Below are 23977 nucleotides of genomic sequence, written 5' to 3'. Positions count from 1 at the left end.
GGTCACGGGTTGGGGGTTACGAGGCGAAGAGCCGGACCGGCCAGGCCGCGTGCGCCTCCGCGGCGATGTCGAGCAGGGGCGCGGAGGCGGCGGGCAGCGCGTCGGTTCCCTCGTGCGCGGCCCGGGCCGCCGCCTCGGTGGCGCGGGCGGCGGCCTCGTCCAGTTCGGGGGCGAGCCGGGCGAGTACGGCGGTGGCCTCGAAGGGGTCGAGGCTGAGCAGCCGTACGGTGGCGGTGGCCGGGCCGCTGACCGTCTCGTACAGCGCGCAGTACGCCGCGTCCCGGGGTGTGAGGCCGGCGGAGCGGGCGGTGAGGCCGAGGACCACCGGCTGGTGCGCGCCGCGCGGCCGGGCTGCGGCGAGCGCGGCCAGCTCGGCGCTCGGCCAGGTGGCCCGGGCGGCGCGCATCAGCTGCCGGCCAAGCTTGCGCGCGGTGGCGCGGAGGGCGGGCGAGGGGGTACGGGCGTCGGCCGCCTCGTCGAGGACGAGCGGGTCGAGACCGCCGGCCGCCGCGGCGGCGAGCGCCGCCGCGGTGAGGCCGGTGGTGTGCAGCCGGCCCCGGCAGAAGGCCGCCAGGCCGGCGGCGTCCCGGATCCGGCCCGCCTTGACGGCGGGTTCGGCACCGCCCGAGTGGGCGTGGCCGCCGGCCGGGAAGCGCCCGTCGGCGAGGACGAGGAGGGCGGCGAGGCCGGCGCCACCGCCTGCCCCGGCCGCCCGCCCCTCTTCCTGACGGTTCATCAGAAGAGGAAGTAACGCTGGGCCAGCGGGAGTTCGGCGGCGGGCGCGGGCTCGACCGGTTCGCCGTCGATCGTCACCGTGAAGGTGTCGGCGTCGACCTCGACGCGGGGCAGCGCGTCGTTCTCCCGCATGTCCGCCTTGCCGAGCCGCCGGGTGTTGCGGATCGGTACGAACTGCTTGGCGAGGCCCAGGCGTTCGGGCAGCGCATCCTCGATCGCCGCCTCGGCGACGAAGTTGAGGGACCCGGCAGCGGCGGCCCGGCCGAGCGCGCCGAACATCGGCCGTGGCATGACGGGTTGGGGGGTGGGGATGGACGCGTTGGCGTCACCCATCTGCGCGTAGGCGATCTGGCCGCCCTTGATGACGAGCAGCGGCTTGACGCCGAAGAAGGCCGGGTCCCAGAGCACCAGATCGGCGAGTTTGCCGTGCTCCACGGAGCCGATCTCCCCGTCGAGCCCTTGGGCGACGGCCGGGTTGATGGTGTATTTGGCGATGTAGCGGCGGGCCCGGTGGTTGTCCGCGCGGCCGTCGCCCGGCAGGGCGCCCCGGCGCTTCTTCATCACGTGCGCGGTCTGCCAGGTCCGCATGATGACCTCGCCGACCCGCCCCATGGCCTGGGCGTCCGAGGAGATGATCGAGATGGCGCCGAGGTCGTGCAGGATGTCCTCGGCGGCGATGGTGGAGGGCCGGATCCGGGATTCGGCGAAGGCGAGGTCCTCGGGCACGGACGGGTTGAGGTGGTGGCAGACCATCAGCATGTCGAGGTGTTCCTCGATGGTGTTGACGGTGTGCGGCCGGGTCGGGTTGGTGGAGCTGGGCAGGACGTTCGGCTCGGAGACGACCGTGATGATGTCCGGCGCGTGGCCGCCGCCCGCGCCCTCGGTGTGGTACGCGTGCAGGGTGCGCCCGGCGACGGCGGCGAGGGTGTCGCCGACGAAACCGGCCTCGTTCAGTGTGTCGGTGTGGATGGCGAGCTGGGCGCCGGTCTCCTCGCAGACGCGCAGACAGGCGTCGATGACGGCGGGGGTGGCGCCCCAGTCCTCATGGATCTTGAACCCGAGCGCGCCGTGGCGCAGTTGGGCGTGCATCGCGTCGCGCGACATCGTGTTGCCCTTGCCGAGCAGCCCGATATTGACGGGGAAGGTCTCCAGCGCCTCGAACATCCGGGCGAGGTGCCAGGAGCCCGGGGTGATGGTGGTGGCCTTCGTGCCCTCCGCCGGTCCGGTGCCCCCGCCGACGAGGGTGGTGACGCCGGACGACAGGGCCTGGTCGACGATGGTCGGCGAGATGAAGTGGACATGCGCGTCGACGGCGCCGGCGGTGAGGATCCGTCCGTTGCCCGCGATGATCTCGGTCTCGGGGCCGATGACCAGCTCGGGGTGGACGCCGTCCATGGTGTCGGGGTTGCCGGCCTTGCCGATGCCGGTGATCCGGCCGTCCCTGATCCCGACGTCGGCCTTGACGATGCCCCAGTGGTCGATGATCACAGCGCCGGTGATCACGGTGTCGGGCGCGCCCTCGGCCCTGGTCGTACGGGACTGCCCCATCGACTCGCGGATCACCTTGCCGCCGCCGAACACGGCCTCGTCCCCGGCGAGTCCGGGGCCGCCGGAGCGGTCCTCCTCGATCTCGACGAGCAGGGCGGTGTCGGCGAGCCGGATCCGGTCGCCGGTGGTGGGGCCGAAGAGATCGGCGTACCGCGCGCGGGACAGTGCGACCGGGGCGGACGTGGAACGTTCGGTCGGTTCAGTCATCGAGGGAACCTCCGGTCTCTCCGCGCAGCCCCGGCACGACACGCGCGCCGGCCAGGGGTACGAGGACGACGGCGACGGGGATGCCGGGCTCGAACCGTACGGACGTACCGGCCGCGATGTGCAGCCGCTTGCCGCGGGCGGCGGCACGGTCGAACTCCAGACCGGGGTTGGTCTCGGCGAAGTGGTAGTGCGAGCCGACCTGGACGGGCCGGTCGGCGGTGTTGAGCACGGTCAGCGAGGTGACCTCGCGGCCCTCGTTGAGGACGACCGGCTCCTCGGCGTACAGGATCTCTCCGGGAATCATCGGCGCCGCTCCCCCGTCAGACGATCGGATCGTGGACGGTGACGAGCTTGGTGCCGTCCGGGAAGGTGGCCTCCACCTGCACATCGTGGATCATCTCGGGGATCCCCTCCATGACATCGTCACGGCCGAGCACCTCGCGCCCCGACACCATGAGTTCGGCGACCGTACGGCCGTCCCTCGCGCCTTCGAGCAGATGCGCGGTGATCAGGGCGACGGCCTCGGGGTGGTTGAGCCGCAGCCCACGCGCCCGGCGCCGGGCGGCCACGTCAGCGGCCACATGGATGAGCAGACGTTCCTGCTCGTGCGGGGTCAGTTGCACGCTTCCACCTCATCGTCCTCCGGATCGGCTCCGGCCCGGCGACGATCCGGGCGCGGCGCGAGCCTAACCCCATTCAACAGATTGTTGAACAACGTTGGCGTCACACGCGTCGCACGTTAGGACGGAAGTTTTTCCTGCACGTTAACTGTCCGCGCGTCGGCACCCATCGACATGAGGCCGCGCACCCCGTTCTGGAGTACCTCGATGGGCACTTCACCGAAGAGCGCGTACTGGACGGCGAAGCCCTGAGCCGTGGCGATCATGGTCCGGGCGATGTCGTCCGGCGGGAGGTCCGCGCGCATCAGCCCGGCCTCCTGGTACGCCTCGACCAGTTCGATCCAGACGCCCCGCATCTTCGCGAACCCGGCATACAGCAGCGCGGCCAGCCCCTCGTCGCGCAGCGTCTCCGCCCAGACCTGGACGATCAGCCGCGACCAGCCGGGCAGCCCCGGCCCCGCCGCCATGGACGGCCCCTGGAACACCTCGGCAGCCACCCGGCCGAGCACCACGTCCGGGGCCTCCAGGGGGCGCCGCCGCGCCGCCTCCTCGAACGCGCCCCCAATCGAACCGAGCACCTCGGCGACGATGGCCGCGATCAGCTCCTCCTTGCCCGAGAAGTACCGGTAGACCGCACCGGCGGAGAGGCCCACCTCACGCAGTACGTCCTGCATGGAGGTGGCGTGGAAGCCGTTCGCGGCAAAGCTGCGGGCGGCGCCCTCGAGGATCTGCCGACGTCGGGCGTCGAGGTGTTCCTGGGATACACGGGCCATGTCGCCCAACCTAAAACGAGCATTCCTTCTTGACAAGCGACAGAGCCTTGGCCGACAGTGGGCCTGAAAATAAAACGAACGATCCTTCGCTTTAAATTACTTCTCCCCCGGAGGCCCCCATGCCCGCCACAGCGCCGCGCCGCATGATCGCGGTGATGATCCTCATCCCCCTCGTCTCGGCCCTGGCGCTCTGGGCCTTCGCCTGGCCGGCCGCCAGAATCGCCCCGCGCGACCTCCCGGTAGGGATCGCCGGTTCCGCGTCCGCCACGGGCCCGCTGGAGCAGCGGTTCGAAACCGCGTACCCGGGCGCCTTCGACCTCCACCACTACGGCGACGAGGCGGCCGCCCGCAGCGCCATCAAGGACCGGGTCGTATACGGCGCGGTGGTGATCACCCCGGCGGGCACCCGGCTGCTGACCGCGTCGGCGGCGAGCCCGGTGGTGGCCCAGCTGCTCACCCAGGCGGTGGCCGACCCGGCGGCCGGTGGCGTCCCGGTGGCGGTGACCGATGTCGTACCGACGCCGGCGGGCGATCCCCGGGGCAGCGCGCTCGGCGCGAGCATCCTGCCGCTGGCACTGGCCGGAGTCATGTCCGGCGTGGTGGTGACCGTACTGGGGCTGCGCGGGGTGCGGGCCGTCGTGCCGCTCATCGGCGCGGCGGCGGCGGCCGGGATCGTCGCCACCGCGCTGGCCCACAGCTGGCTGGGGGTGCTCGCCGGTGACCGGTGGGCCGAGGCCGGAGCGATTGGGCTGACCGTACTGGCCATCGGAGCGGGGATCGCCGGGATGGCGACGCTGATCGGGAAGGCCGGGCTGGGCCTGGGCGCGCTGTTGATGGTGCTGCTCGGCAACTCGTTCTCGGGGGTGACGAGCGCGCCGCAACTGCTTCCGGCGCCCGTCGGAGCGATCGGCCAGTGGCTGCCGCCGGGCGCGGGGGGCTCGCTGCTGCGATCGGTCGCCTACTTCGGGGGCAGCGCGGCCGGAACTCCGGTACTGACGCTCACCCTGTGGGCGGGGCTCGGGCTGGTGGCGGTGCTCGCCGGTGGCCGGATCCGGCCATCCGCTGCCGCCACACCCGCACCGACGGCGGCAAGGACGGACGTACCCGAACCGGTGGCGGCCGTCGGCTGACCCGCCACCCCCGCAGTCCGGCCGCGCGTCCCCGCTGTAGCGGACGGGGACGCGCGGTCTTTTCGTGTACGTCCCTACACGTCGGGCGCATGCTCGGCCGCGATGCCGAAGCGCCGGCGCTCCCCGGCGACGGACGGGGGCGGCGTCGAGCCGATCACCGAGACCGAGCTGATCACCTGCTCCCCCTCGGGCGCCGCGTCCGGCCCGGCCTCCAGCCGCTCCAGGTCGGCGGCGGAGACCAGCGCGACGAGCGGTTTGCCGTGCCGGGTCACGACGACGCGCTCGCCGCCGTAGACGACGCGATTGATCAGATCCGCCAGCTCTGCCCGGGCTTGCGTCACCGGAATCTCGTAGGCCATGCCCTCAGCCTATTCGGCGCCGTTTCCGCGCCGGGGGAAAAGGGGTCGGGCCAGGGGTGGACTCGCGGGGCCGGGTGGCCGAGAACAGACCCTCGCACCGCTTCCTTCCTCGCTCCGTCACCGGCCTCGCGCTATAACGTTCTGTACGTCCTGTACATTTTCACCGGACGGCCGCGCACAAGGAGAGGTCTGCCATGAACCGCCCTTCCGCCCGTTACGTCCTGCCCGAGTTCACCGAGCGGACCACCAACGGGAGCCGGACCCTCGATCCGTACTCCAAGCTCTTCGAGGACCGGATCATCTTCCTCGGCACCCCCGTCGACGAGACCGCGGCCAACGATGTGATCGCCCAGTTCGTCCATCTCGAATACGACGCGCCCGACCGCGACATCCGCGTCTACATCAACTCGCCCGGCGGTTCGGTCAGCGCCCTGTCCGCGATCTACGACACGATGCAGCTCGTCAGCTGCGACGTGGAGACGACCTGTCTCGGCCAGGCCGTCTCGACCGCCGCCGTCCTGCTCGCCGCCGGCACGCCGGGCAAGCGGATGGCGCTGCCGGGGGCCCGGTTCGTCCTCCAGCAGCCGGCCGTCGAGGAGACGGTCATGGGCCAGCCGTCCGATCTGGCGATCCACGCCGAGGAGTTGCTGCGGCAGCGGGAGCTGCTCGCGTCGATGCTCGTCCGGCACACCGGACAGAGCCCGGAGACGATCGCCGCGAGCATCGACCGCGACACGGTCTTCGACGCTCCTGCGGCGAAAGCGTTCGGACTGATCGATCACGTGATCGAGAGCCGGAAGACCTCGGCACTCCGGAGCCGATGAACGGGCCAACGTGCCCCCGGTCGCAACGGATGTGAGGGGGCGTGAGGCGTTCCCGTACGGACGCGTCCGTACGGGAACGCCTCACCCGTTCAGGGGACGAACCCGCTGGACACGGCCGGGGAGTCGAGTTGCGCAGGGCGCCCGGAGGCGTATGACGCGGCCTCATTTCCCCGCAGGTGCCGACCTCATCGGCGCCCCCGGCTCCGATACGAAAAACCCCTTTGCCACCCCTTCGGGTCAGCCGTGAGGAAGTTCACATATCGTCGTTTCAGCTCGGAAATCCGCTCCTCCTTGGGTCAAGATCCCTGGGACGACAAGCCCCCGCCACCCCCGGCGGGGCGATCCGGGCGGACGCCGAGTCCTGCCGCCGTTCCGGGTGTCTGAGTCGACAGGAGTGGATCGGCAGGAGTGGAGGACCCAAGCAGTACGGGACGACGCACGTCGTGGTCGTCCCTTGGGGTGAAGCCGTGGGAACTGTCTCGACAGGGCTCCGCGGCCGGGCAACTTCGCCAGCCCGAACCCGACAGGTCATCCTTCACAGGCGGCTGACGAAGGGTTGCGCATGACTGCGCAGACATATGTCCCGTCCTTGCTTTCCCGGACCGGTGCCGTTTCGGTCCTCACGCTCGCCGCGGTCGGCGGCTCGGTGCTCGCACCGGGCGCCGCGCCGGAGGCCCAGGCGGCCACCCACGCCGTCAAGGCGCTGAAGGTCGCCGCGTCGAAGAAGGGCGCACCGTACAAGTACGGAGCCACCGGACCGTCCCGGTTCGACTGCTCCGGGCTGACGGTCTACTCGTTCAAGAAGGTCGGCAAGAAGCTCCCGCGCACCGCGCAGCAGCAGTACAACAAAACGTCCCACATCTCGTCCGCCAAGCGGCGCAAGGGCGATCTCGTGTTCTTCCACTCGGGGAACAGCGTCTACCACGTGGGCATCTACGCGGGTTCCGGCAAGATCTGGCACTCGCCGAAGACCGGAGCGGTGGTACGGCTGGAGAAGATCTGGTCCAAGAGCGTCTGGTACGGCCGCGTGGGGTGAGTGAACGGGTGAGCAGAGCGAGCAGTTGAGCCGAGGGGCGGGGCCGGCCAGGGCCCGGCCGGTCCCGTCCCTCAGTTCCTGCCGCTCCGGTCGGCCGGGACCGTCCAGGGCAGCGCGATCCAGACCGTCTTGCCGCCGTCCGGCGTCGGGGTGATGGAGAGCCGCCCGCCGCACTCGGCGGTCAGCGAGCGGATGATGACCATCCCCCGGCCGTTGTCCTGCTGCACGGCCGCCGGCAGCCGTTGCGGCCAGCGCGGATGGCTGTCGGTGACGCCGACGCGCAGCCGCTCCTCGCGCTCCAGCCGGACCTCCACGGTGAACGTGGGCGACTGGCCGAAGGTGTGCTGCACGGCGTTGGTGGCCAGTTCCGAGACGATCAGCCGGACCGTGTCGGCGGTCTCCGCCTCTCCGGGCAGTCCCCACCCGGTCAGCAGGTCCGCCACATATCTTCGCGCCGTGGGTACCGACGCGGGATCGCTCGGCAGGGTGATGGATGATTCCTGATGGTCTGCCATGACGACGCCGTCCCTTTCCCACCGGACCGCACTCCGGCACAGAACGGATGACTGCGCGGACGGCCTCGGACTGTGCTTCGCGCCAGACTGCCACCGATCGCACCGCGCCACGGGCCGATCCGCGGAGATCTGCATATATCTGTCGCTCAAAGCGGTGAACTCTGCAACGGGAGACCGTATTCGGGCGCGGAAAAGATACCTTCTCCGCCGTCGCACACCGGTGCGCGGAAAACGGACGGCGAGAGGATTCGGCCATGCGGCATATTCCACTGGTACGGCGGCGCAGGCTCGGCGAGGAATTGCGGAGGCTGCGCCGGGAGGCGGGGCTGACGAGCGGTGAGACCGCGCGGCTGCTCGGCTGGCACCAGTCGAAGGTGAGCCGGATCGAGACCGGCGTCAGCGGGGTCAAGGGCGAGGATCTGACCGTACTGCTCGACGCTCTCGGGCTGCGCGATCCGCATCTGCGGTCGCTGCTGAGCGCCCTGGCCGGGCGGGCCGGCGAAGGACCCGGCTGGTGGGAGGCGTACGGCGGCGCGATCCCGCAGGTGTACCGGGACTTCATCAGCCTGGAGTCGCAGGCGAGCACCGCGCACACGCTGGAGACCTCGGTGGTGCCGGGGCTGCTCCAGACGCCCGGCTACGCCCGCGCCATGACCCGGGCGGCGCTGGACGGGCTGCCGGCGGCGACCGTGGACGCCCTGGTCGAGGTGCGGCTCGCCCGGCAGGCGGTGCTGCGGGCCACGACACCGCTGCGGCTGCACGCCGTGCTCGACGAGGCCGTGCTGCGGCGGGAGGTGGGCGGGCCCGAGGTGATGAGAGAGCAGTTACAGCGGCTGGCGGAGCTGGCCCGGCTTCCCCATGTGTGCCTCCAGGTGCTGCCGTTCGCTGTCGGCGGCTATGTCGGACTCGCCGGGCCTTTCGTTATTTTCACTTTTCCGAACATTGCTGATCTGGATTTGGTCGTTCTCGACCATTTGACGAATAGCCTCTATCTGGAGCGGAAAGAAGACCTGGAGGCATACCGCACCGCGTTCCGGACCATGCGCGGGCATGCCCTCTCCACCGCGGATTCACTCGATCTCATCGCCCGAATCGGTGCCGGAATCGGCGCCGGACCGTAGGGAGGCAGGACACATCATGAACCGCTCCGCATGGCAGCGCAGCAGCTACAGCACAGGGGCCAACAACTGTGTGGAGTACGCCCGCACCGGGCCCGGGCGGCTGGCCGTGCGCGACTCCAAGGAGGTGCGCCGCCCGTCGCTGCCCTTCTCCTCGGGGGCGTGGACGGCCTTCCTGTCGGCCCTGCGCGAGCGCGAGCGCGCTCACTGACCCCGGTCGGGGGCCGCCGCCACGACCGTACGCACCGCCGCGCCGATCTGCCGCTCCGTCAGGTCGGCGCGCGCGGTCAGCCTGATCCGGGACACGCCGTCCGGCACCGAGGGCGGCCGGAAACACCCCACGGCGAGCCCCGCCGTACGGCAGTCGGCGGCCCAGCGCACGGCCGCCTCCGGTGACGGCGCCCGTACGGAGACGACGGCGGCGTCCGGCCGTACGGCGGTCAGCCCCGCGCCGGTCAGCCGCCGGTGCAGCTCGCCCGCGACCTCGCGCGCCCGGTCAGCCCTGGCGGGTTCCCGGCGCAGCAGCCGCAGCGCGGCCAGCGCGCCGCCCACGGCCGCCGGCGCGAGCCCGGTGTCGAAGATGAACGTCCTGGCGGCGTTGACCAGATGGTCGATGACCCGGGCCGGGCCGAGGATCGCGCCGCCCTGGCTGCCCAGGGACTTGGAGAGCGTGAGCGTGACCACCACGCCGGGCGCGCCCGCCAGGCCCGCCGCGGCCGGGGTGCCCCGGCCGCCCGCGCCGAGTACCCCCAGGCCGTGCGCGTCGTCGGCGAGCAGCGCCGCGCCGTGCGTACGGCAGACGGCGGCCAGCTCCGCCAGCGGCGCCGCGTCACCGTCCACCGAGAACACCGCGTCGCTGACCACCAGCGCCCGCCGCCCCGGGTGCTCGCCGAGCGTCTTGGCGACGGCGTCGGGCGACGCGTGCGGTACGACGACGGTCTCGGCGCGGGAGAGCCGGCAGCCGTCGACGATCGAGGCGTGGTTGCCCGCGTCGGACAGGAGCAGCCCGTCGCGGGCGGTGAGCGCGGTGAGCGCGGCCAGATTGGCCGCGTACCCGGAGGACAGGACGAGCGCCGACTCGAAGCCGCAGAATTCGGCCAGCTCGCGCTCCAGTTCGGCGTGGAGGGTGGTGCTGCCCGTGACCAGCCGGGAGCCGGTGGCGCCCGCGCCCCAGCGGTGGGCGGCGTCCGCCGCCGCGCCGGTCACCTCGGGGTGGCGGGCGAGGCCCAGATAGTCGTTGCTCGCCAGGTCCAGCAGGTCCTGCTCCGCCGGGCGCGGCCGGAGCGTACGGACCAGTCCCGCCTGTGCGCGGCGGCGCGCCTCGTCGTCGGTCCAGTCGAACGGATCCTGCTGGTTCACGGTGCGGGCCTCCGGTGGATGTACGGCGGCCTTTTGTAGGCAGCGCACAGACTTTACGACCTGGTGCACGATAGAGGGCGGATCAGCGAGCGGCGTCATGCGGCTTCGGATCCAAGGCGGAGGAGGGAGGCGACGCGGAGCGTCGTTGACCGACGACAACGCCGGAGACGGAGTCGCAGGGCGTCGGGAGCCCGCTCGCTGTCGTGCACCAGGTCGTCACCATGGGCTGCCCCGGACAGGATGTGGTGATGCACACACCTCGATCAGGCGGTGTTGTCGGGATCCTCCTTGGCCCGAGGGTCCCCGGTGGGCAAGGATCTGCACCATGGACCTTCTGAACACACTGGTGGAGAAGGGTCTGCGCCGCGAGCTGCCGACCCGCGAAGAAGCGCTCGCCGTGCTGGCGACCTCCGACGACGACCTGCTCGACGTGGTGGCCGCGGCCGGGAAGGTACGGCGGCAGTGGTTCGGGCGGCGGGTGAAGCTCAACTACCTGATCAATCTCAAGTCCGGGCTCTGCCCCGAGGACTGCTCGTACTGCTCGCAGCGGCTCGGTTCCAAGGCCGAGATCCTCAAGTACACCTGGCTGAAGCCCGACGAGGCGACGAAGGTCGCGGCGGCCGGGGTGGCGGGCGGGGCGAAGCGGGTGTGTCTGGTCGCGAGCGGCCGGGGTCCGACGGACCGGGACATCGACCGGGTCTCGCGGACGATCGAGGCGATCAAGGAGCAGAACGAGGAGGTCGAGGTCTGCGCCTGCCTCGGGCTGCTCTCCGGCGGCCAGGCGGAGCGGCTGCGGGCGGCCGGCGCCGACGCGTACAACCACAACCTGAACACGTCCGAGGGGACGTACGGCGACATCACGACGACCCACACCTACGCGGACCGCGTCGATACCGTACGGCTGGCCAGGGAGGGCGGGCTGTCCCCGTGCTCCGGTCTGATCGCCGGCATGGGCGAGAGCGACGAGGATCTGGTCGATGTGCTCTTCGCCCTGCGGGAGCTCGACCCGGACTCGGTTCCGGTCAACTTCCTGATCCCGATGGAGGGCACGCCGCTCGCCGCCGAGTGGAACCTGACCCCACAGCGCTGCCTGCGGATCCTGGCGATGGCGCGGTTCGTCTGCCCGGACGTGGAGGTCAGGCTCGCGGGCGGGCGCGAGGTGCATCTGCGCTCGCTCCAGCCGCTCGCGCTGCATCTGGTCAACTCGATCTTCCTGGGCGACTATCTGACCAGTGAGGGCCAGGCGGGCCAGGCGGATCTGGACATGATCGCGGACGCCGGTTTCGAGGTGGAGGGCGCGGGTACGCCGACGCTTCCCGAGCACCGCGCGGACGGTTGTGGGTCCGTGTGCGGCGGCGGAGCGGAGTCCGCGTCCGAGTCCGGGTCCGGGTCCGGCTCCGGGTCTGCGTCCGAGTCCGGGTCCGTACCGGCCGAGAGCGCCGCTGCCGGCGTCACCGCCGCCGACGTGCTCGCTTCCCGTCCCGGTCTGGTGTCCGTCCGCCGCCGTGGCGCGGGCACCGATCTGGCGCCCAATGCCTGAGCCGGCCCTCGGCCCCGGCGCGCTGCTGGACCTCGACCGGGCGCATGTGTGGCACCCGTACGGTCCGATGCCGGGGCGCGCCGACCCGCTGATCGTGGAGTCCGCGTCCGGGGTACGGCTGCGGCTGGCCGAACCCGCCCACGGGCAGGACGAGCTGATCGACGGCATGGCGTCCTGGTGGTCGGCGATCCACGGCTACCGCCACCCGGTGCTCGACGAGGCGGCACGCGACCAGCTCGGCCGGATGAGCCATGTGATGTTCGGCGGGCTCACCCACGAGCCCGCCGTACGGCTCGCCGCCCGGCTCGTCGAGATCACCCCGGAACCGCTGCGCCATGTCTTTCTCGCCGACTCGGGCTCCGTGTCGGTCGAGGTCGCGGTGAAGATGTGCCTCCAGTACTGGCGCTCGCTCGGCAGGCCGGCCAAGCAGCGCCTGCTAACCTGGCGCGGCGGCTACCACGGCGACACCTGGCAGCCGATGTCGGTGTGCGATCCCGAGGGCGGGATGCACGGTCTGTGGGCGGGGGTGCTGCCGCGCCAGATCTTCGCGGACGCGCCGCCCGCCGCGTACGACGAGACGTACGCGGACGGGCTGCGCGCGCTGATCGCCCGGCACGCGGACGAGCTGGCGGCCGTGATCGTGGAGCCGGTGGTGCAGGGCGCGGGCGGGATGCGGTTCCACTCCCCCGCGTATCTGCGGGTGCTGCGCGAGGCGTGCGACGCGCACGGCGTGCTGCTGATCTTCGACGAGATCGCCACCGGCTTCGGCCGGACCGGCACGCTGTTCGCCGCCGGGCAGGCCGGTGTCTCTCCCGATGTGATGTGTGTGGGCAAGGCGCTGACCGGCGGATATCTCACCATGGCGGCGACGCTGTGCACGTCGGAGGTGGCCGAGGGCATCTCGCGCGGCGAGGTGCCGGTGCTGGCGCACGGGCCGACGTTCATGGGCAATCCGCTGGCGGCGGCGGTCGCGCTCGCCTCGATCGACCTGCTGCTCGGCCAGGACTGGGCGGCGGAGGTGAAGCGGATCGGTACGGGGCTCGCGGACGGGCTCGCCGAGGCGGCGGAGCTGCCCGGCGTACGGGAGGTACGGGTGCGGGGCGCCATCGGGGTCGTCCAGCTGGACCACGACGTGGACATGGGCGCGGCGAGCCGGGCGGCGGTGCGCGAGGGCGTGTGGCTGCGGCCGTTCCGCGATCTCGTCTACACGATGCCGCCGTATGTGACGGGTGACGCGGACGTCGCCAGGATCTGCCGCGCGGTCGTCGCGGCGGCGCGGGAGGGCTGACATGCCGGTGATCATCGTCTCCGGGACCGGTACGGAGATCGGCAAGACCGTCGTCACGGCGGCCGTCGCGGCGGCGGCGCTGGCCCGGGGCCGTACCGTCGCCGTACTGAAACCGGCCCAGACCGGGCTGGGCCCGGGCGAGCCGGGCGACGTGGCGGAGGCCGCGCGGCTGGCGGGCGCGGTGACCGCCGTCGAGCTGGCCAGGTACCCGGACCCGCTGGCGCCCGCGACGGCGGCCCGGCGGGCCGGCGCCGCGCCCGTACGCCCGCACGAGGTCGCCGAGGCGGCGGAGAAGCTGGCGGCCGAGCACGATCTGGTGCTGGTGGAGGGGGCGGGCGGGCTGCTCGTACGGTTCGACGAGCGCGGCGCCACGCTCGCGGACGCGGCCGTGCTGCTGCGGGCGCCCGTCCTCGTGGTGGCCCCCGCCGGGCTCGGCACGCTCAACGCGACCGCGCTGACGGCGGAGGCGCTGCGGGCGCGGTCGCTGACGCCGCTCGGTGTGGTGATCGGCAGCTGGCCGGCCGCCCCCGGCCTGGCGGAGCGCTGCAACCTGGCGGACCTGCCGGAGGCGGCGGGCGCGCCCCTGCTGGGCGCCGTACCGGCGGGCGCGGGCGCGCTGCCCCCCGGCGAGTTCCGCGAGCACGCCGGCGCCTGGCTGGCCCCGGAGCTCTTCGGCACCTGGCCAGGCCCGAAGGGCAACGACGGACCACGCTGACCCGCGCGGTGCGCGGGTACGGCCGTGCCGGTGGCGGATACGCCCGGCACCCGGCGGAAGCCTGACGCCGACCCGGCGAACGGCAGCCCCGCGGGTACGCCCGAGCCTCGGGGGTACCGGGCGTACCCGCGCCCGGCCGCGGCAGCCCCAGGGCACGGCCCGGGCTCCGGCTCGCGCGGGTCAGCGCGGCAGTCGTTCCTGCCGGGCCCTGCCGGCGACCGAGTGCCGGGGTACGGCACGGGTCCAGCCCACGGGCGAACCGCCGGAGTCCGGCCCGGCCCGGGCCGGTCGGCGGGCGTTGGCGGCGGCACGCCGTGCCGAGCGCGGCGGGCAGTGGGGCGCCGGTGTCACCGGTGCGCTCGGTGATCCGCGTCGGACGGCCCGGTGCCCCGCGGCAGTGGGCCCGCGTGGACGCACGCGCAGGGGCGGGGCGGCTCCCGTAGGGAAGCCGCCCCGCCCCTGGCCCAGCCGCACGCCAAGTGCTACGCGCCGCTCGCGTCCAGCATTTCCTCGCGTTCGACGATCTTCACGCGCTCGCGTCCCTGCTCCGCGCCGCGTGCCTGCTCCGCCTCGTCGAGCCGGTGCCAGCCCTCCCACGTGGTGAAGCGGACGTTGCGCTCGCCGAGGAACGCGTCCACGGCCGCCGGGTCGGGCGACGCGGGGGTCTGGAGGCGGCCGTTCGCGTGGTCGTCCAGCAGGCTGGCGACCGTCTCGTTGGCGTCGCCCTTGGTGTGGCCGATGAGGCCCACGGGGCCGCGCCGGATCCAGCCGGTGACGTACGTCGACTTCAGGTGCTCGCCGGTCTCCTCGATGACCCGGCCGGCCTGGTCGGGAACCGTGCCCGACTCGACGTCCCAGGGCAGCTTGGGCAGCTTGTCGGAGAGGTAGCCCACGGCGCGGTAGACCGCGGTGAGGTCCCAGTCCTTGAAGGTGCCGGTGCCCTTGACGTTGCCGGTGCCGTCGAGCGCGGTGCGCTCGGTGCGCAGGCCGGTGACGGCGCCGTCCTCGCCGAGGATCTCGGTCGGCGACTCGAAGAAGTGCAGGAAGAGCTTGTGCGGCCGGTCGCCGGCATCGCGGATGGCCCAGTTCTCCAGGGTCTTGGCGACCATGTCGGCCTGCTTGTTGCCGCGCCGGGTGGCGATCGAGCCGTCGTCGTAGTCGATGTCCTCGGGGTCGACGATGACCTCGATGTTCGGGGAGTGGTCCAGCTCCCGCAGCTCCATCGGGCTGAACTTCGCCTGCGCCGGGCCGCGGCGGCCGAAGACGTGGACCTCCAGGGCCTTGTTGGCCTTGAGGCCCTCGTACACGTTCGGCGGGATCTCGGTCGGCAGCAGCTCGTCCGCGGTCTTGGCGAGCACGCGCGCCACGTCGAGCGCGACGTTGCCGACGCCGAGGACGGCGACCTTCTCCGCGTGCAGCGGCCAGGTCCGCTCGACGTCGGGGTGGCCGTCGTACCAGGAGACGAAGTCGGCCGCGCCGTACGAGCCGTCGAGTTCGGTGCCGGGTATGTCGAGCGCGCGGTCGGCCGTCGCCCCCGTGGAGAAGATCACCGCGTCGTAGAAGGCGCGCAGATCGTCCAGGTTGATGTCACCCGGGTAGTCGACGTTGCCGAAGAGCCGGATCTGGGGCTTGTCGAGCACCTGGTGCAGGGCCTTGACGATGCCCTTGATCCGGGGGTGGTCCGGGGCCACGCCGTAACGGATCAGGCCGAACGGCGCCGGCATCCGCTCGAAGAGGTCGATGGAGACACCGGGCTCGGCGGCCACTGCGGACTTCAGCAGCGCGTCGGCGGCGTAGATCCCGGCGGGGCCGGCTCCGACAATGGCCACCCGCAGAGGGCGAGTCATGATCAGGTTTCCCTTCGAGCGATGGGCAGGGGCTCGCCGGAAGCCTAAACTAAGGCATGCCTAAGCAGGTAGTCGGCCCCTGTCTATGACCTCATAAGGCCGGCTTATGAGCCGTCCGAGGTCGTGCCTGGTCAGCGTAGGGGATGGAGTGGGGGCGGATCGGATCGCCCCCCTCTCCGTTCCGCCGCCGTTCACACCGCCGTTCGCGCCTCCGTCGCCACAGCCTCCGCCGCCGCACCCGCCGTCGGATCCGTGGACTCGATCATGGCGCAGGAGTTGCGCCAGACGACGAACAGCACACAGCCCGGCAGCACTGCCAGGCCGAGCAGCGGCGCCTGGTTGACCAGTACGAGGGCGACCGCGAGCAGCCCGAGGTTCATCAGCCCGAGCGGCCAGCGGCGGATCAGCGCGTACGGCGCCGCCAGGAGCGTGCGCCGCCACGGGCGCGGAGCGTCGTCGTACGCCAGGAAGGCCATCGCCACGACACCGGAGCCGCCCGCGACGAGTACGGCCACCACGAGCAGCGGCACCACCGCGAGCCCCAACGCCGAGTGGCGCAGCACGAACACGTCGGTCGCGGCGACGGCCGCCAGCAGGACGCACGGCGCCCACAGGAGCAGCGCCCGGCCGGCCAACCGCCGGTAGGCGCGCACCAGTTCGGCGACCGGGGCCCGCTCGTCCCCGTCGGACCTGCGCATGTAGCCGAAGACGGCGGCGAGCGACGGCCCGATCCCGAGCGACAGGACCCCGAAGAACACCGGGTACCGCCACGGCTGGTGGACCAGTTGCAGGGCGGCCAGCAGCGGCAGGTTCGCCACCGCGAGACCGGCGTTGACCACCAGGACCCGGTGGACGAACGACCAGATCAGGTCCCAGGACCCGTACCCCACATTGAGCCGGGAAGGACGGCCGGTGACGGGTGCGCCGCTCATCGCGTTCACCTCACTTGATTCCGCTGGTGGCGATGCCCTGCACGAAGTAGCGCTGTCCGAGCAGGAAGACCACCAGGATCGGCAGGACCGAGAGCACAGAACCGGTCATGATCATGGCGTACCTGGCGTCGTACATCCCGACGAACTGACGCAGCCCGAGCTGCACGGTCCACAGGTCGTTGTCCGTCAGATAGATGAACGGACCCATGTAGTCGTTCCAGGTGTTGACGAAGGTCAGCAGCGCGAGGCTGGCCAGCGCCGGTTTGGAGAGCGGCAGGATCATGCGGGCCCAGATGCCGTACTCGCTGAGCCCGTCCAGCCGCGCCGCCTCGCTGATCTCGTCCGGAATCGTCAGATAGAACTGGCGCATGAGGAAGACCCCGAACGCGCCGAACGCCTGGAGCAGGATCAGCGAGAGATGGGTGTTCACCAGCCCGAGCTTCTCCATCATGATGTACTGCGGCACCATGTACGCCTGCCACGGCACCGCGATGGTCGCGATGTAGCCGAGGAAGAGCGCGTCGCGGCCGGGGAACTGCATCTTGGCGAAGCCGTAGGCCGCGAAGCTCCCGGTGAGCACCTGGAGCACGGTGATGGTGACGCTGAGGAACAGCGAGTTGCCCAGGTAGGTGAGCAGCGGGATGTCGGTCCAGATCTCGGTGAAGTTCTGCCAGCGGAACTCCTCCGGTATCCACTGGATCGGGACGGTGAAGACCTCGTTGTCCGTCTTCACCGAGGAGATGAGCATCCAGCCGAACGGCAGCAGGATCGCCGCCGCCAGCACGATCAGCCCTATATAGAGGAGTACGCGGCCGACGGTCTTGCCCAGCTCCCCCCGGCGGCCGGGCGGGGCCGGCGCGGGGGCGGCCGGGGGCGGCTCGCCGGTCGCCGTGCTGTCCTTCCGCAGCGTGGTCGTGTTCATCGTTCGGACCTCCGCTGGAGCTGGAACTGTACGAGGGTGATGGTCAGGACGATCAGGAAGAGCACCAGGGAGATCGCCGAGGAGTAGCCGAACCGGCCCTGGGTGATGCCCTGCCGGAAGATGAGCTGCGACAGCACCAGTGTGGAGCGGCCCGGCCCGCCCTCGGTCATGACCTGGACCAGGTCGAAGATCTTGAAGCTGGAGACGGTGAGCATGACCAGGACGAAGAAGGTGGTGGGCCGCAGCCCCGGCAGCGTCACGTGCCAGAACCGCTTCCACGCGCCGGCGCCGTCCACGCGCGCCGCCTCGTACAGCTCACCGGGGATGGCCTGGAGCCCGGCGAGGTAGAGCACCATGTAGTACCCCATGTCCCGCCACACACTGGTGATGACCAGCGCGGGCATCGCCCAGTCGCTCGATGTCGTCCACCCCGGCGGATTGTCGACGCCGACGAACCTCAGGAGCTGGTTGACGGGCCCTACCTCGGGGCTCAGCAGCATGTTCCATACGACGGCCACCGCCACCAGCGAGGTGATGTACGGGAAGAAGAACGCCGTGCGGAGTACTCCCACGCCCTTGAGCTTCTGGTTCAGCAGCACGGCGAGCCCGAGGGCCGCCGCCAGGGTGAGCGGGATATGGCCGACCGCGTACCAGGTGGTGTTCTTGAGCGCGGTCCAGAAGTTGTCGTCGTCGAACATCCGCCGGAAGTTGTCGAACCCGACCCACTCCGGCGTCGCGTACGAGTTCCAGTTGGTGAAGGCCAGTACCAGCGTGCCGATCACCGGGACGAGGGTCAGGGCGGCGAAGCCCAGGAAGTTCGGGAGGATGAAGCTCCAGCCGACCAGTGTGTTGCGCCGGCGCCGCTGCTTGCCGGTGGAGGGGTTGGAGAGAGTCGTCACTGGACTTCGGACTTCACGCGCTTGTTCATCTCCTCGATGCCCTTCTCGACGGACTTCTCACCGGTCATCACCAGTTCGTGCTCCTCGTCGAGGATCTGGTTGATGTCGGCGGTCCTGTCACTGACCGGCATCTCCAGATTCACGTTGTCCGGCTTCATGGCCTTGGCGGCCAGCTCGTCGGACGGCATGCCCTTGACTCCGAAGTACGCCTTCATGACCTCGTCGCCGGTGTACGAGGGGACGAGACCGATCTTGGCGATGGCCGCCGCGCCCTTGGGGCCCGAGGCCCACGTCACGAACTGCTCGGCCGCCGCCGAGTTCTTCGCCTTCTTGTTCACGGCGAACGCGGTCGGCGAGCCGAACGTGGTCGTCTTGCCGTCGGCCTTGATCTGCGGCAGCGGGGCGATGCCCCAGTCGACGTCCGTGACGCCCTTGGCCTTGTCGTCGAGCAGCGCGGCGGCGAGCCAGCTGCCCATCGGGACCATGCCGACCTTGCCGCTCTCGAAGACCGTCTTGTACTGGACCTTCTGGCTCTTGGCCGTCGCGAACGGCATCATGGCGCCGGACTTCTGGAGGTCCAGGGCCAGGTCGTACTGGTCCTTGAAGAAGCCGTAGTCGCCGCTCAGCTGGTCACCGCCGGTCTGCGCGGCGGCTATCGCCTGGACCGGTGAGCGCCAGGTCTGGAAGTAGGTGCCGTAGACCTTGTCCGTGCCCTTGCCCTTGGTCATCTCCTTCGCCAGGGACGCGTACTCGGCCCAGCTGAGGTTCGACAGATCGGCGCCGGTCGGTTTGACGAGCGCCTTGTTGTAGAAGAGCACCCAGAAGTCGTGCCGGTAGGGCAGCGCGTAGTAGTGGCCGTCGATGTCGAACGGCTCCAGGCCGGAGTAGGACGCCTTGTCGAGCGCCTTGACCTGGCTGTCGAGGGACTTCAGCTGGCCGCGCGTGGCGTAGCGGGAGTAGTCGGTGACGTTCTTCATCGTCAGGACGTCGGTGGAGTCGCCGCCCGCGAGCATGGTGGTGACCTTGTCGGCGTAGTCGTCGGCCAGGATGTCGACCGGCTGTACGTCGATCTTCGGGTTTTCCGCCTCGAAGCCCTCGATCAGCGCTTTGAACTCGGGGGTCGTGTCGTAGTTCCAGAGCGCGATCTTGACGACCGTACGGCCGTCGGAGGTGGTTCCGGAATCGCTGTCTCCGCCTCCGCCTCCGCAGCCGGCGGCGAGCAGGGTCGCGGCCACGGCGGCCGTCAGGGCTCTTGCTGGGGTCTTCCTCATGATGTGCGGCTCCTTCGAGTTGACTGTTCTTGCGGGAGGCAGTGCGTGCGGAGGTACGGGGTTCAGGCGCTCAGCCCGAGGGCCCAGTTCTCCGCCGTGATCTCCGTCCGCAGGGGTTGCCGGGCGGACCAACGTGCCAGTTCGTCCATCGCGTGGTCGGTGAGACGTCCGATCTCAGAACCGAGCGAGCCTGCTACGTGGGGGGTGATCATGACGCGGGCCAGTCTCCGGAGCGGCGAGCCCGCGGGCAGCGGCTCGGGCTCGGTGACGTCGAGGATGGCGAAGAGGCGGCCCGCCGCGCACTCCGCCGCCAGTGCGTCGGAGTCGATCAGACTGCCGCGCGCGGTGTTGATGACCGTCGCGCTGTCGGGCAGCATGCTCAGCTCCGCCGCGCCGATCAGCTTCCGGGTCTCGGGGAGTTCGGGCGCGTGCAGGGTCAGCACGTCGACCCGCGGGAGCAGTTCCGCCAGGTCGACCAGGGTGGCGCCCGCCCTGCTGACCTCGGCCGGGTCCGCGTAGGGGTCCGCGACGAGGCAGGTGGTGGAGCCGAGGACCTTGAGCAGTTCGACGACCTTGCGGCCGATCCGCGAGAACCCCACCACCCCGACCGTTCTGCGGAAGTTGGACAGGTCCCCGTAGCCGGTGACCGATCCCCAGCCCTCGTAGGCGCGCAGTTCGTCGGCCGCGAGGAAGGGGGCCTTCTTGCCGGCGAAGATGATGGCCGCCAGGGTGTATTCGGCGACGGGGATGGCGTTGGCGTCGGCGCCGCTGGTCACGCGGATCCCGCGCCGCCACACCTCGTCGCCCACCAGACCGCGCACACTGCCCGCGCAGTGCAGCACCGCCTGGAGGGACGGCGCCGCCGCGAGCCGCTCCGGGGTCAGCCGGGGGGCGCCCCACGACGTCAGCATCACCTCGACCTCCGCCATCCTGGCCCGTACCGAGGAGGAGTCGAGGTCGTCGGTCCACACCGGATCGCCCAGTTCCACCAGACCCGCCAGGCGGTCGAGCCGGGCCGCGTCGAAGTGCGCGTCGAAGCTCTGCCTGTCCATGACGACCAGCGCTTGGGGCTTCGTCTGCATCGGGTGTCGAATCCTTCCCATGGGCGCGGGCGGTGGCCGCGCCGACCAGTTCCTTGCCGTATACGGAGTTCCTTGCCGAACACGTTGGAATAGAGATAGTGGTGTGGCGTACGGATTCACTAGAGGTCGTACGTAAACGAAGCGAAACGTTCAGAGTCGAACGGGTAAAAGGTCAGGTGTCCAGATGACGGATGAGCGACTCTTCGCTTTGCAGCGCCGGGAACGGCTGATGGACGAGCTGCGGCGGCACGGTTCCCTGCGGGTGCGGGAGGTGGCGCTGAGCCTGGAGGTCAGCGAGCTGACCATCCGGCGCGATATCGCCGCGCTCGCCGCGCGCGGTCTGCTCACCCGCGTGCACGGCGGCGCCACACTGCCGACCGATCTCGATCCGGCCCAGGCGCGCCGTCACCGACCGGCGGCGACGCCGTTCACCATCGGCATGGTGGTGCCCTCGCTGGACTACTACTGGCCGCAGATCGTCGGTGGCGCGCGGAGCGCGGCCGTCGCGCTCGGCGTCCAGATCCAGCTGCGCGGTTCGAGCTACGACCCGGCCGAGGACCGCCGCCAGATCAGCCGGCTGATCGCCGCCCAGCAGGTCCAGGGGCTGCTGCTGGCACCGAATCTGGACGGCGACGGGCTCGACGAGATGGTCGACTGGCTCGTCGGTCTGCCGGTGCCGGCCATCCTGGTCGAGCGGCAGATATCCCGGTGGACGCAGACCCCGCGCCAGCTGGGATGGGTGCGCAGCGACCACGCGATGGGCCTGGAGATGGCCGTGCGTCATCTGCACGAGCACGGCCACCGCAGGATCGGCCTGGTGCTGTCGAAGGGCAGCCCGACCTCGGTCCATCTCGCCCAGGGCTGGCACAAGGCGTGCGCGGAGCTGGACCTGCCGGGCGAGTTCGTGGTCAGGGAGAGCGTCGCCCTCGATGTGCCGGGGCACCGGGACATCATCAAGGGCATCCTGGACCGGTCCCGCACGGCCCGGATCACCGCGCTGATCGTGCACAGCGATCCGGACGCGATGTCCATCGCCCAGTACCTCACGGAGCAGGGGCTGAGCGTCCCCGACGACATGGCGATGGTCAGTTACGACGACGAGGTCGCCCATCTCGCGGAGCCGGCCATGACGGCGATCCGGCCGCCCAAGTCCCGGGTGGGCCGGGTGGCGGTCGAGATGATGGTGTCCCGGCTGCGCGAAGGCCGGCGCCACCCGGCGCAGCGCGTTCTGGTCCTGCCCGAGCTGGTCCTCCGTAACTCGTCGGTGCCGAGGGCGGGGGGAGCGAGGCCGTCCGCGTAGGGCGGTTGCTCAGCGGGCGCGTTCGATCCGTACCTGTGGCGGGACCGGCGGTTGGCCGGCTCCGTGGGACGGGTCGGTGCGCAGGGTCAGCCGGGTCAGCCGCTTGCCCCAGGACAGGCGCAGCAGCGGGTCGTCGAGCGGCTGTTCATCGAGACCGGCGGTCAGCAGCGCGGGGTCCCAGGTCAGTTGGAGCGCGCCGCCGCCGGCCGTGCCGACCACGGCCCGGCCCTCGTCGAGCCGGATGTCACCCGCGATGATGTGACGCAGACCGAGCGTGCCGGGTGTGCGGTCGGGTCCGGCGACCGGTTCGTCCGTGACGACGATGTGCGCGGGGTCACCGGCGGTGGCTCGTACCAGCCGTACGGTCCTGCGCAGGCCGCCGAGCAGGCCCTCGGGGTAGGCGGGCGCGAGATCCGCGGACCACTCGGTGGCGGCGTCGCCGGTCTCGGCCCGTACGTCGCGGGCGTGGTGCGCGGCGCCCGGGAGCTGGCCGCTGCCGGGATCGGGCACGTTGTGCCAGGCGCTGCGCAGCGGCCAGGCGTCGTAGCGGTCGGGGCCGAAGCTGGCGGCGGTGTACGTGGGCTGCCCGATGTCGACGATCACCGGCTCGCCGTCCAGGGCGACCCAGTAGGTGCCGACGTCGAGATGGTTGTGGCGTTCGTCGTTGTGACCGCCCTTGACGGCGAGGGCGAGCCCTTCCGCGGTACCGGCGCGTTCCCTGGTGACGAGCACCTGTACGCGCGGCAGCCAGACGTCCCGGGGCAGCCAGGTGCTGCCGGGGCCGGCGGTGGTCCCGACGGCGGTGCGCCAGGCGGGGTCGGAGAGTCCGGCCAGCGCGCGGCCCAGGCCGTCCTCGTGGCCCGCGGTGACGCCGCGCGCCGTGCCTCGGGCCAGCGCGTGGCCGCTGACGGCGGGGTCGCCGAGCCGTCCGCCCCAGCGGAACAGGACGTGCCAGGGCTGCTCGTCGGGGAGGCGGGCCGGGGCGTCGCCGACGTTGACGTACCACGCTCCGCCGAAGTGCATGCGGTACGGGTAGCGCACGACTTCGGCGAGTACGGGCAGGTCGCGGGCGTCGCACTCCGGTCCGCCGACGGCGGCGAGCAGATCGAGCGCCTCCAGCAGCCGGCAGGCGCCGAGCCACCAGTAGGCGACGCCCTCGTCCACTCCGCCGTCGTCGGGCAGGACTTCGGCGAAGAGGTGGAGGCCGGTGACCACGAGCGAGACGAGTTCGGCGCGTTCCTCGTCGTCGTCGCAGAGCAGGAGGGCGGAGGTCAGCACCGCGCCGTGCACCCACGGGTTCCAGTTGTGGGCGTCGCCGTCGAGGCCGATCCAGTGCCAGTCCCTGATCCGCAGGAAGGGTTCGAAGACACGCAGCCGGACCTCGCGCCGGAGCCTGCGCCGCAGTCCGGGCACCCGCTCGTCGAGGTGGGGCCCCAGGACGTGGTCGGCCCAGGCGAACAGCGAGGCGACCTCGGCGGCGCCGAGGTCGAGGAACGGTTCGGCGGGGTCCGGTACGGTCTCGCCGCGCGCGGTGGTGAAGCGGTCGTGCGGCGCCCAGCACCAGGTGCTCGCCTCGGCGAACGCCATGAGCGCGTCGGCCGCCGCGTCGAGGTACGGGACGGCGCCGGGGGGCGCCTGCGCGGGCGCGGACTCCCCGGTCAGCACCGCCGCGAGGACGAACAGCGAGGTGCGGTGCCGCAGCGCGCGCGCCTGATCCTCGTACGCCGTGCGCACCCCGTCCTGGAAGGCGCGCGCCCAGTCGGACGCGCGCAACACCGGTGCCGGGCGGCCGAGTTCGGCCTCGGCCGCCGTGAGGATCGCCGCACGGGTGGCGGCGTCCACCGCGTCCCAGACCCCGCGGTCGGTCACCGGGGGAACCGGCACGCGCCGGGGCGCGTCCCGCAGCCTCTCGCCGAGCCCTTCCACCTGAGCAATGTTCGCTACCGTTCGAAAATGT

Annotated in this window: 24 protein-coding genes and 1 riboswitch; of the genes, 9 read left to right on the top strand and 15 right to left on the bottom strand. The window is 71.4% G+C overall.

All coding sequences use genetic code 11. From position 1 onward, the window contains the following. Positions 1–16 precede the first annotated feature (16 nt). From AB0389_RS27870 to AB0389_RS27850, 5 genes are all read right to left on the bottom strand, one after another. Positions 17–736, bottom strand: a complete 720-nt coding sequence (locus AB0389_RS27870; RefSeq protein WP_366398256.1) for an urease accessory UreF family protein — start codon at positions 734–736, stop codon at positions 17–19. Next, the gene (locus AB0389_RS27865) at positions 736–2490 is read right to left on the bottom strand and encodes an urease subunit alpha (RefSeq protein WP_366398255.1); all 1755 of its coding nucleotides are present in this window, start codon (positions 2488–2490) and stop codon (positions 736–738) included. The genes AB0389_RS27870 and AB0389_RS27865 overlap by 1 nt, the downstream gene beginning before the upstream one ends. Further along, a complete protein-coding gene (locus AB0389_RS27860) occupies positions 2483–2794 on the bottom strand; it encodes an urease subunit beta (RefSeq protein WP_366398254.1) in 312 nt (103 codons plus the stop codon). The genes AB0389_RS27865 and AB0389_RS27860 overlap by 8 nt, the downstream gene beginning before the upstream one ends. Positions 2795–2810: 16 nt before the next feature. After that, entirely contained in the window at positions 2811–3113 is a 303-nt protein-coding gene (locus AB0389_RS27855) for an urease subunit gamma (RefSeq protein WP_329070742.1), read from the bottom strand. 116 nt (positions 3114–3229) lie between these two features. Continuing rightward, positions 3230–3883 (bottom strand): TetR/AcrR family transcriptional regulator, encoded by a 654-nt coding sequence (locus AB0389_RS27850; RefSeq protein ID WP_366398253.1) that lies wholly within the window; start codon positions 3881–3883, stop codon positions 3230–3232. A gap of 119 nt (positions 3884–4002) precedes the next feature. On the opposite strand from AB0389_RS27850, the gene AB0389_RS27845 reads away from it, so the two are divergent. Continuing rightward, positions 4003–5013, top strand: coding sequence for an ABC transporter permease (locus AB0389_RS27845; protein ID WP_366398252.1), 1011 nt, complete (start codon positions 4003–4005; stop codon positions 5011–5013). A 74-nt stretch (positions 5014–5087) separates the two neighbouring features. On the opposite strand, the gene AB0389_RS27840 is transcribed toward AB0389_RS27845, so the two are convergent. Then, positions 5088–5372, bottom strand: a complete 285-nt coding sequence (locus AB0389_RS27840; RefSeq protein ID WP_366398251.1) for a type II toxin-antitoxin system Phd/YefM family antitoxin — start codon at positions 5370–5372, stop codon at positions 5088–5090. 194 nt (positions 5373–5566) lie between these two features. On the opposite strand from AB0389_RS27840, the gene AB0389_RS27835 reads away from it, so the two are divergent. Both AB0389_RS27835 and AB0389_RS27830 read left to right on the top strand, forming a co-directional pair. Next, positions 5567–6196 carry an ATP-dependent Clp protease proteolytic subunit gene (locus AB0389_RS27835; protein ID WP_366398250.1) on the top strand — a complete coding sequence of 210 codons (630 nt, stop codon included), beginning with the start codon at positions 5567–5569 and terminating at the stop codon, positions 6194–6196. A gap of 342 nt (positions 6197–6538) precedes the next feature. Continuing rightward, positions 6539–6755, top strand: a riboswitch (cyclic di-AMP (ydaO/yuaA leader). Between the two features lie 3 nt (positions 6756–6758). Next, positions 6759–7232 (top strand): C40 family peptidase, encoded by a 474-nt coding sequence (locus tag AB0389_RS27830; protein ID WP_366398249.1) that lies wholly within the window; start codon positions 6759–6761, stop codon positions 7230–7232. Between the two features lie 71 nt (positions 7233–7303). Here AB0389_RS27830 and AB0389_RS27825 read toward each other — a convergent pair whose 3' ends face one another. Beyond that, on the bottom strand, positions 7304–7747 hold the full coding sequence (locus AB0389_RS27825) for an ATP-binding protein (protein WP_366398248.1): 444 nt from the start codon (positions 7745–7747) through the stop codon (positions 7304–7306). 254 nt (positions 7748–8001) lie between these two features. Between AB0389_RS27825 and AB0389_RS27820 the strand changes: the two genes are divergently transcribed. Both AB0389_RS27820 and AB0389_RS27815 read left to right on the top strand, forming a co-directional pair. Further along, on the top strand, positions 8002–8868 hold the full coding sequence (locus tag AB0389_RS27820; RefSeq protein WP_366398247.1) for a helix-turn-helix transcriptional regulator: 867 nt from the start codon (positions 8002–8004) through the stop codon (positions 8866–8868). Between the two features lie 16 nt (positions 8869–8884). Further along, positions 8885–9076: a DUF397 domain-containing protein gene (locus AB0389_RS27815; protein WP_366398246.1), complete on the top strand. Its 192-nt coding sequence runs from the start codon at positions 8885–8887 to the stop codon at positions 9074–9076. Here the strand turns inward: AB0389_RS27815 and AB0389_RS27810 are convergent. Then, positions 9070–10224 (bottom strand): 8-amino-7-oxononanoate synthase, encoded by a 1155-nt coding sequence (locus tag AB0389_RS27810; protein ID WP_366398245.1) that lies wholly within the window; start codon positions 10222–10224, stop codon positions 9070–9072. The two genes, AB0389_RS27815 and AB0389_RS27810, sit on opposite strands and share 7 nt — an antisense overlap. A gap of 325 nt (positions 10225–10549) precedes the next feature. On the opposite strand from AB0389_RS27810, the gene bioB reads away from it, so the two are divergent. The 3 genes from bioB to bioD are packed head-to-tail and all read left to right on the top strand — an operon-like array spanning position 10550 to position 13767. After that, complete coding sequence (bioB, locus tag AB0389_RS27805; protein ID WP_366398244.1) at positions 10550–11764, top strand: biotin synthase BioB; 1215 nt, start codon at positions 10550–10552, stop codon at positions 11762–11764. Next, positions 11757–13052: an adenosylmethionine--8-amino-7-oxononanoate transaminase gene (locus tag AB0389_RS27800; RefSeq protein ID WP_366398243.1), complete on the top strand. Its 1296-nt coding sequence runs from the start codon at positions 11757–11759 to the stop codon at positions 13050–13052. The genes bioB and AB0389_RS27800 overlap by 8 nt, the downstream gene beginning before the upstream one ends. Before the next feature lies 1 nt (position 13053). Then, complete coding sequence (gene bioD, locus AB0389_RS27795; RefSeq protein WP_366398242.1) at positions 13054–13767, top strand: dethiobiotin synthase; 714 nt, start codon at positions 13054–13056, stop codon at positions 13765–13767. Between the two features lie 482 nt (positions 13768–14249). Here the strand turns inward: bioD and AB0389_RS27790 are convergent, their stop codons facing one another. The 6 genes from AB0389_RS27790 to AB0389_RS27765 all read right to left on the bottom strand — a co-directional run bounded on the left by AB0389_RS27790 (position 14250) and on the right by AB0389_RS27765 (position 20720). Beyond that, positions 14250–15614 carry an FAD-dependent oxidoreductase gene (locus AB0389_RS27790; RefSeq protein WP_366398241.1) on the bottom strand — a complete coding sequence of 455 codons (1365 nt, stop codon included), beginning with the start codon at positions 15612–15614 and terminating at the stop codon, positions 14250–14252. Between the two features lie 191 nt (positions 15615–15805). Next, entirely contained in the window at positions 15806–16546 is a 741-nt protein-coding gene (locus AB0389_RS27785) for a hypothetical protein (protein WP_366398240.1), read from the bottom strand. 10 nt (positions 16547–16556) lie between these two features. Beyond that, positions 16557–17468 (bottom strand): carbohydrate ABC transporter permease, encoded by a 912-nt coding sequence (locus AB0389_RS27780; protein WP_366398239.1) that lies wholly within the window; start codon positions 17466–17468, stop codon positions 16557–16559. Continuing rightward, positions 17465–18367 (bottom strand): sugar ABC transporter permease, encoded by a 903-nt coding sequence (locus tag AB0389_RS27775; protein ID WP_366398238.1) that lies wholly within the window; start codon positions 18365–18367, stop codon positions 17465–17467. The genes AB0389_RS27780 and AB0389_RS27775 overlap by 4 nt, the downstream gene beginning before the upstream one ends. Continuing rightward, positions 18364–19638: a sugar ABC transporter substrate-binding protein gene (locus AB0389_RS27770; protein WP_366398237.1), complete on the bottom strand. Its 1275-nt coding sequence runs from the start codon at positions 19636–19638 to the stop codon at positions 18364–18366. Before AB0389_RS27770 ends, AB0389_RS27775 begins: the two co-directional genes overlap by 4 nt. 62 nt (positions 19639–19700) lie before the next feature. Then, complete coding sequence (locus tag AB0389_RS27765; protein ID WP_366398236.1) at positions 19701–20720, bottom strand: hydroxyacid dehydrogenase; 1020 nt, start codon at positions 20718–20720, stop codon at positions 19701–19703. Positions 20721–20904: 184 nt separating this feature from the next. On the opposite strand from AB0389_RS27765, the gene AB0389_RS27760 reads away from it, so the two are divergent. Next, positions 20905–22020, top strand: a complete 1116-nt coding sequence (locus tag AB0389_RS27760) for a substrate-binding domain-containing protein (RefSeq protein ID WP_366398235.1) — start codon at positions 20905–20907, stop codon at positions 22018–22020. Between the two features lie 9 nt (positions 22021–22029). Here AB0389_RS27760 and AB0389_RS27755 read toward each other — a convergent pair whose 3' ends face one another. Next, positions 22030–23946, bottom strand: a complete 1917-nt coding sequence (locus AB0389_RS27755) for a heparinase II/III family protein (protein WP_366398234.1) — start codon at positions 23944–23946, stop codon at positions 22030–22032. Between the last annotated feature and the right edge of the window lie 31 nt (positions 23947–23977).

The organism is Streptomyces sp. NPDC093109 (genome assembly GCF_040701725.1).
GTDB lineage: Bacteria > Actinomycetota > Actinomycetes > Streptomycetales > Streptomycetaceae > Streptomyces.
Note: the sequence above shows the minus strand (reverse complement) of the source record. Positions and strands in the feature narration are given on the sequence as shown.

Coding starts and splice junctions, on each gene's coding strand:
- AB0389_RS27870 (WP_366398256.1), bottom strand. CDS start 736: ATGAACCGTCAGGAAGAGGGGCGGGCGGCCGGGGCAGGCGGTGGCGCC.
- AB0389_RS27865 (WP_366398255.1), bottom strand. CDS start 2,490: ATGACTGAACCGACCGAACGTTCCACGTCCGCCCCGGTCGCACTGTCC.
- AB0389_RS27860 (WP_366398254.1), bottom strand. CDS start 2,794: ATGATTCCCGGAGAGATCCTGTACGCCGAGGAGCCGGTCGTCCTCAAC.
- AB0389_RS27850 (WP_366398253.1), bottom strand. CDS start 3,883: ATGGCCCGTGTATCCCAGGAACACCTCGACGCCCGACGTCGGCAGATC.
- AB0389_RS27845 (WP_366398252.1), top strand. CDS start 4,003: ATGCCCGCCACAGCGCCGCGCCGCATGATCGCGGTGATGATCCTCATC.
- AB0389_RS27840 (WP_366398251.1), bottom strand. CDS start 5,372: ATGGCCTACGAGATTCCGGTGACGCAAGCCCGGGCAGAGCTGGCGGAT.
- AB0389_RS27835 (WP_366398250.1), top strand. CDS start 5,567: ATGAACCGCCCTTCCGCCCGTTACGTCCTGCCCGAGTTCACCGAGCGG.
- AB0389_RS27830 (WP_366398249.1), top strand. CDS start 6,759: ATGACTGCGCAGACATATGTCCCGTCCTTGCTTTCCCGGACCGGTGCC.
- AB0389_RS27825 (WP_366398248.1), bottom strand. CDS start 7,747: ATGGCAGACCATCAGGAATCATCCATCACCCTGCCGAGCGATCCCGCG.
- AB0389_RS27820 (WP_366398247.1), top strand. CDS start 8,002: ATGCGGCATATTCCACTGGTACGGCGGCGCAGGCTCGGCGAGGAATTG.
- AB0389_RS27815 (WP_366398246.1), top strand. CDS start 8,885: ATGAACCGCTCCGCATGGCAGCGCAGCAGCTACAGCACAGGGGCCAAC.
- bioB (WP_366398244.1), top strand. CDS start 10,550: ATGGACCTTCTGAACACACTGGTGGAGAAGGGTCTGCGCCGCGAGCTG.
- AB0389_RS27800 (WP_366398243.1), top strand. CDS start 11,757: ATGCCTGAGCCGGCCCTCGGCCCCGGCGCGCTGCTGGACCTCGACCGG.
- bioD (WP_366398242.1), top strand. CDS start 13,054: ATGCCGGTGATCATCGTCTCCGGGACCGGTACGGAGATCGGCAAGACC.
- AB0389_RS27790 (WP_366398241.1), bottom strand. CDS start 15,614: ATGACTCGCCCTCTGCGGGTGGCCATTGTCGGAGCCGGCCCCGCCGGG.
- AB0389_RS27785 (WP_366398240.1), bottom strand. CDS start 16,546: ATGAGCGGCGCACCCGTCACCGGCCGTCCTTCCCGGCTCAATGTGGGG.
- AB0389_RS27780 (WP_366398239.1), bottom strand. CDS start 17,468: ATGAACACGACCACGCTGCGGAAGGACAGCACGGCGACCGGCGAGCCG.
- AB0389_RS27770 (WP_366398237.1), bottom strand. CDS start 19,638: ATGAGGAAGACCCCAGCAAGAGCCCTGACGGCCGCCGTGGCCGCGACC.
- AB0389_RS27765 (WP_366398236.1), bottom strand. CDS start 20,720: ATGCAGACGAAGCCCCAAGCGCTGGTCGTCATGGACAGGCAGAGCTTC.
- AB0389_RS27760 (WP_366398235.1), top strand. CDS start 20,905: ATGACGGATGAGCGACTCTTCGCTTTGCAGCGCCGGGAACGGCTGATG.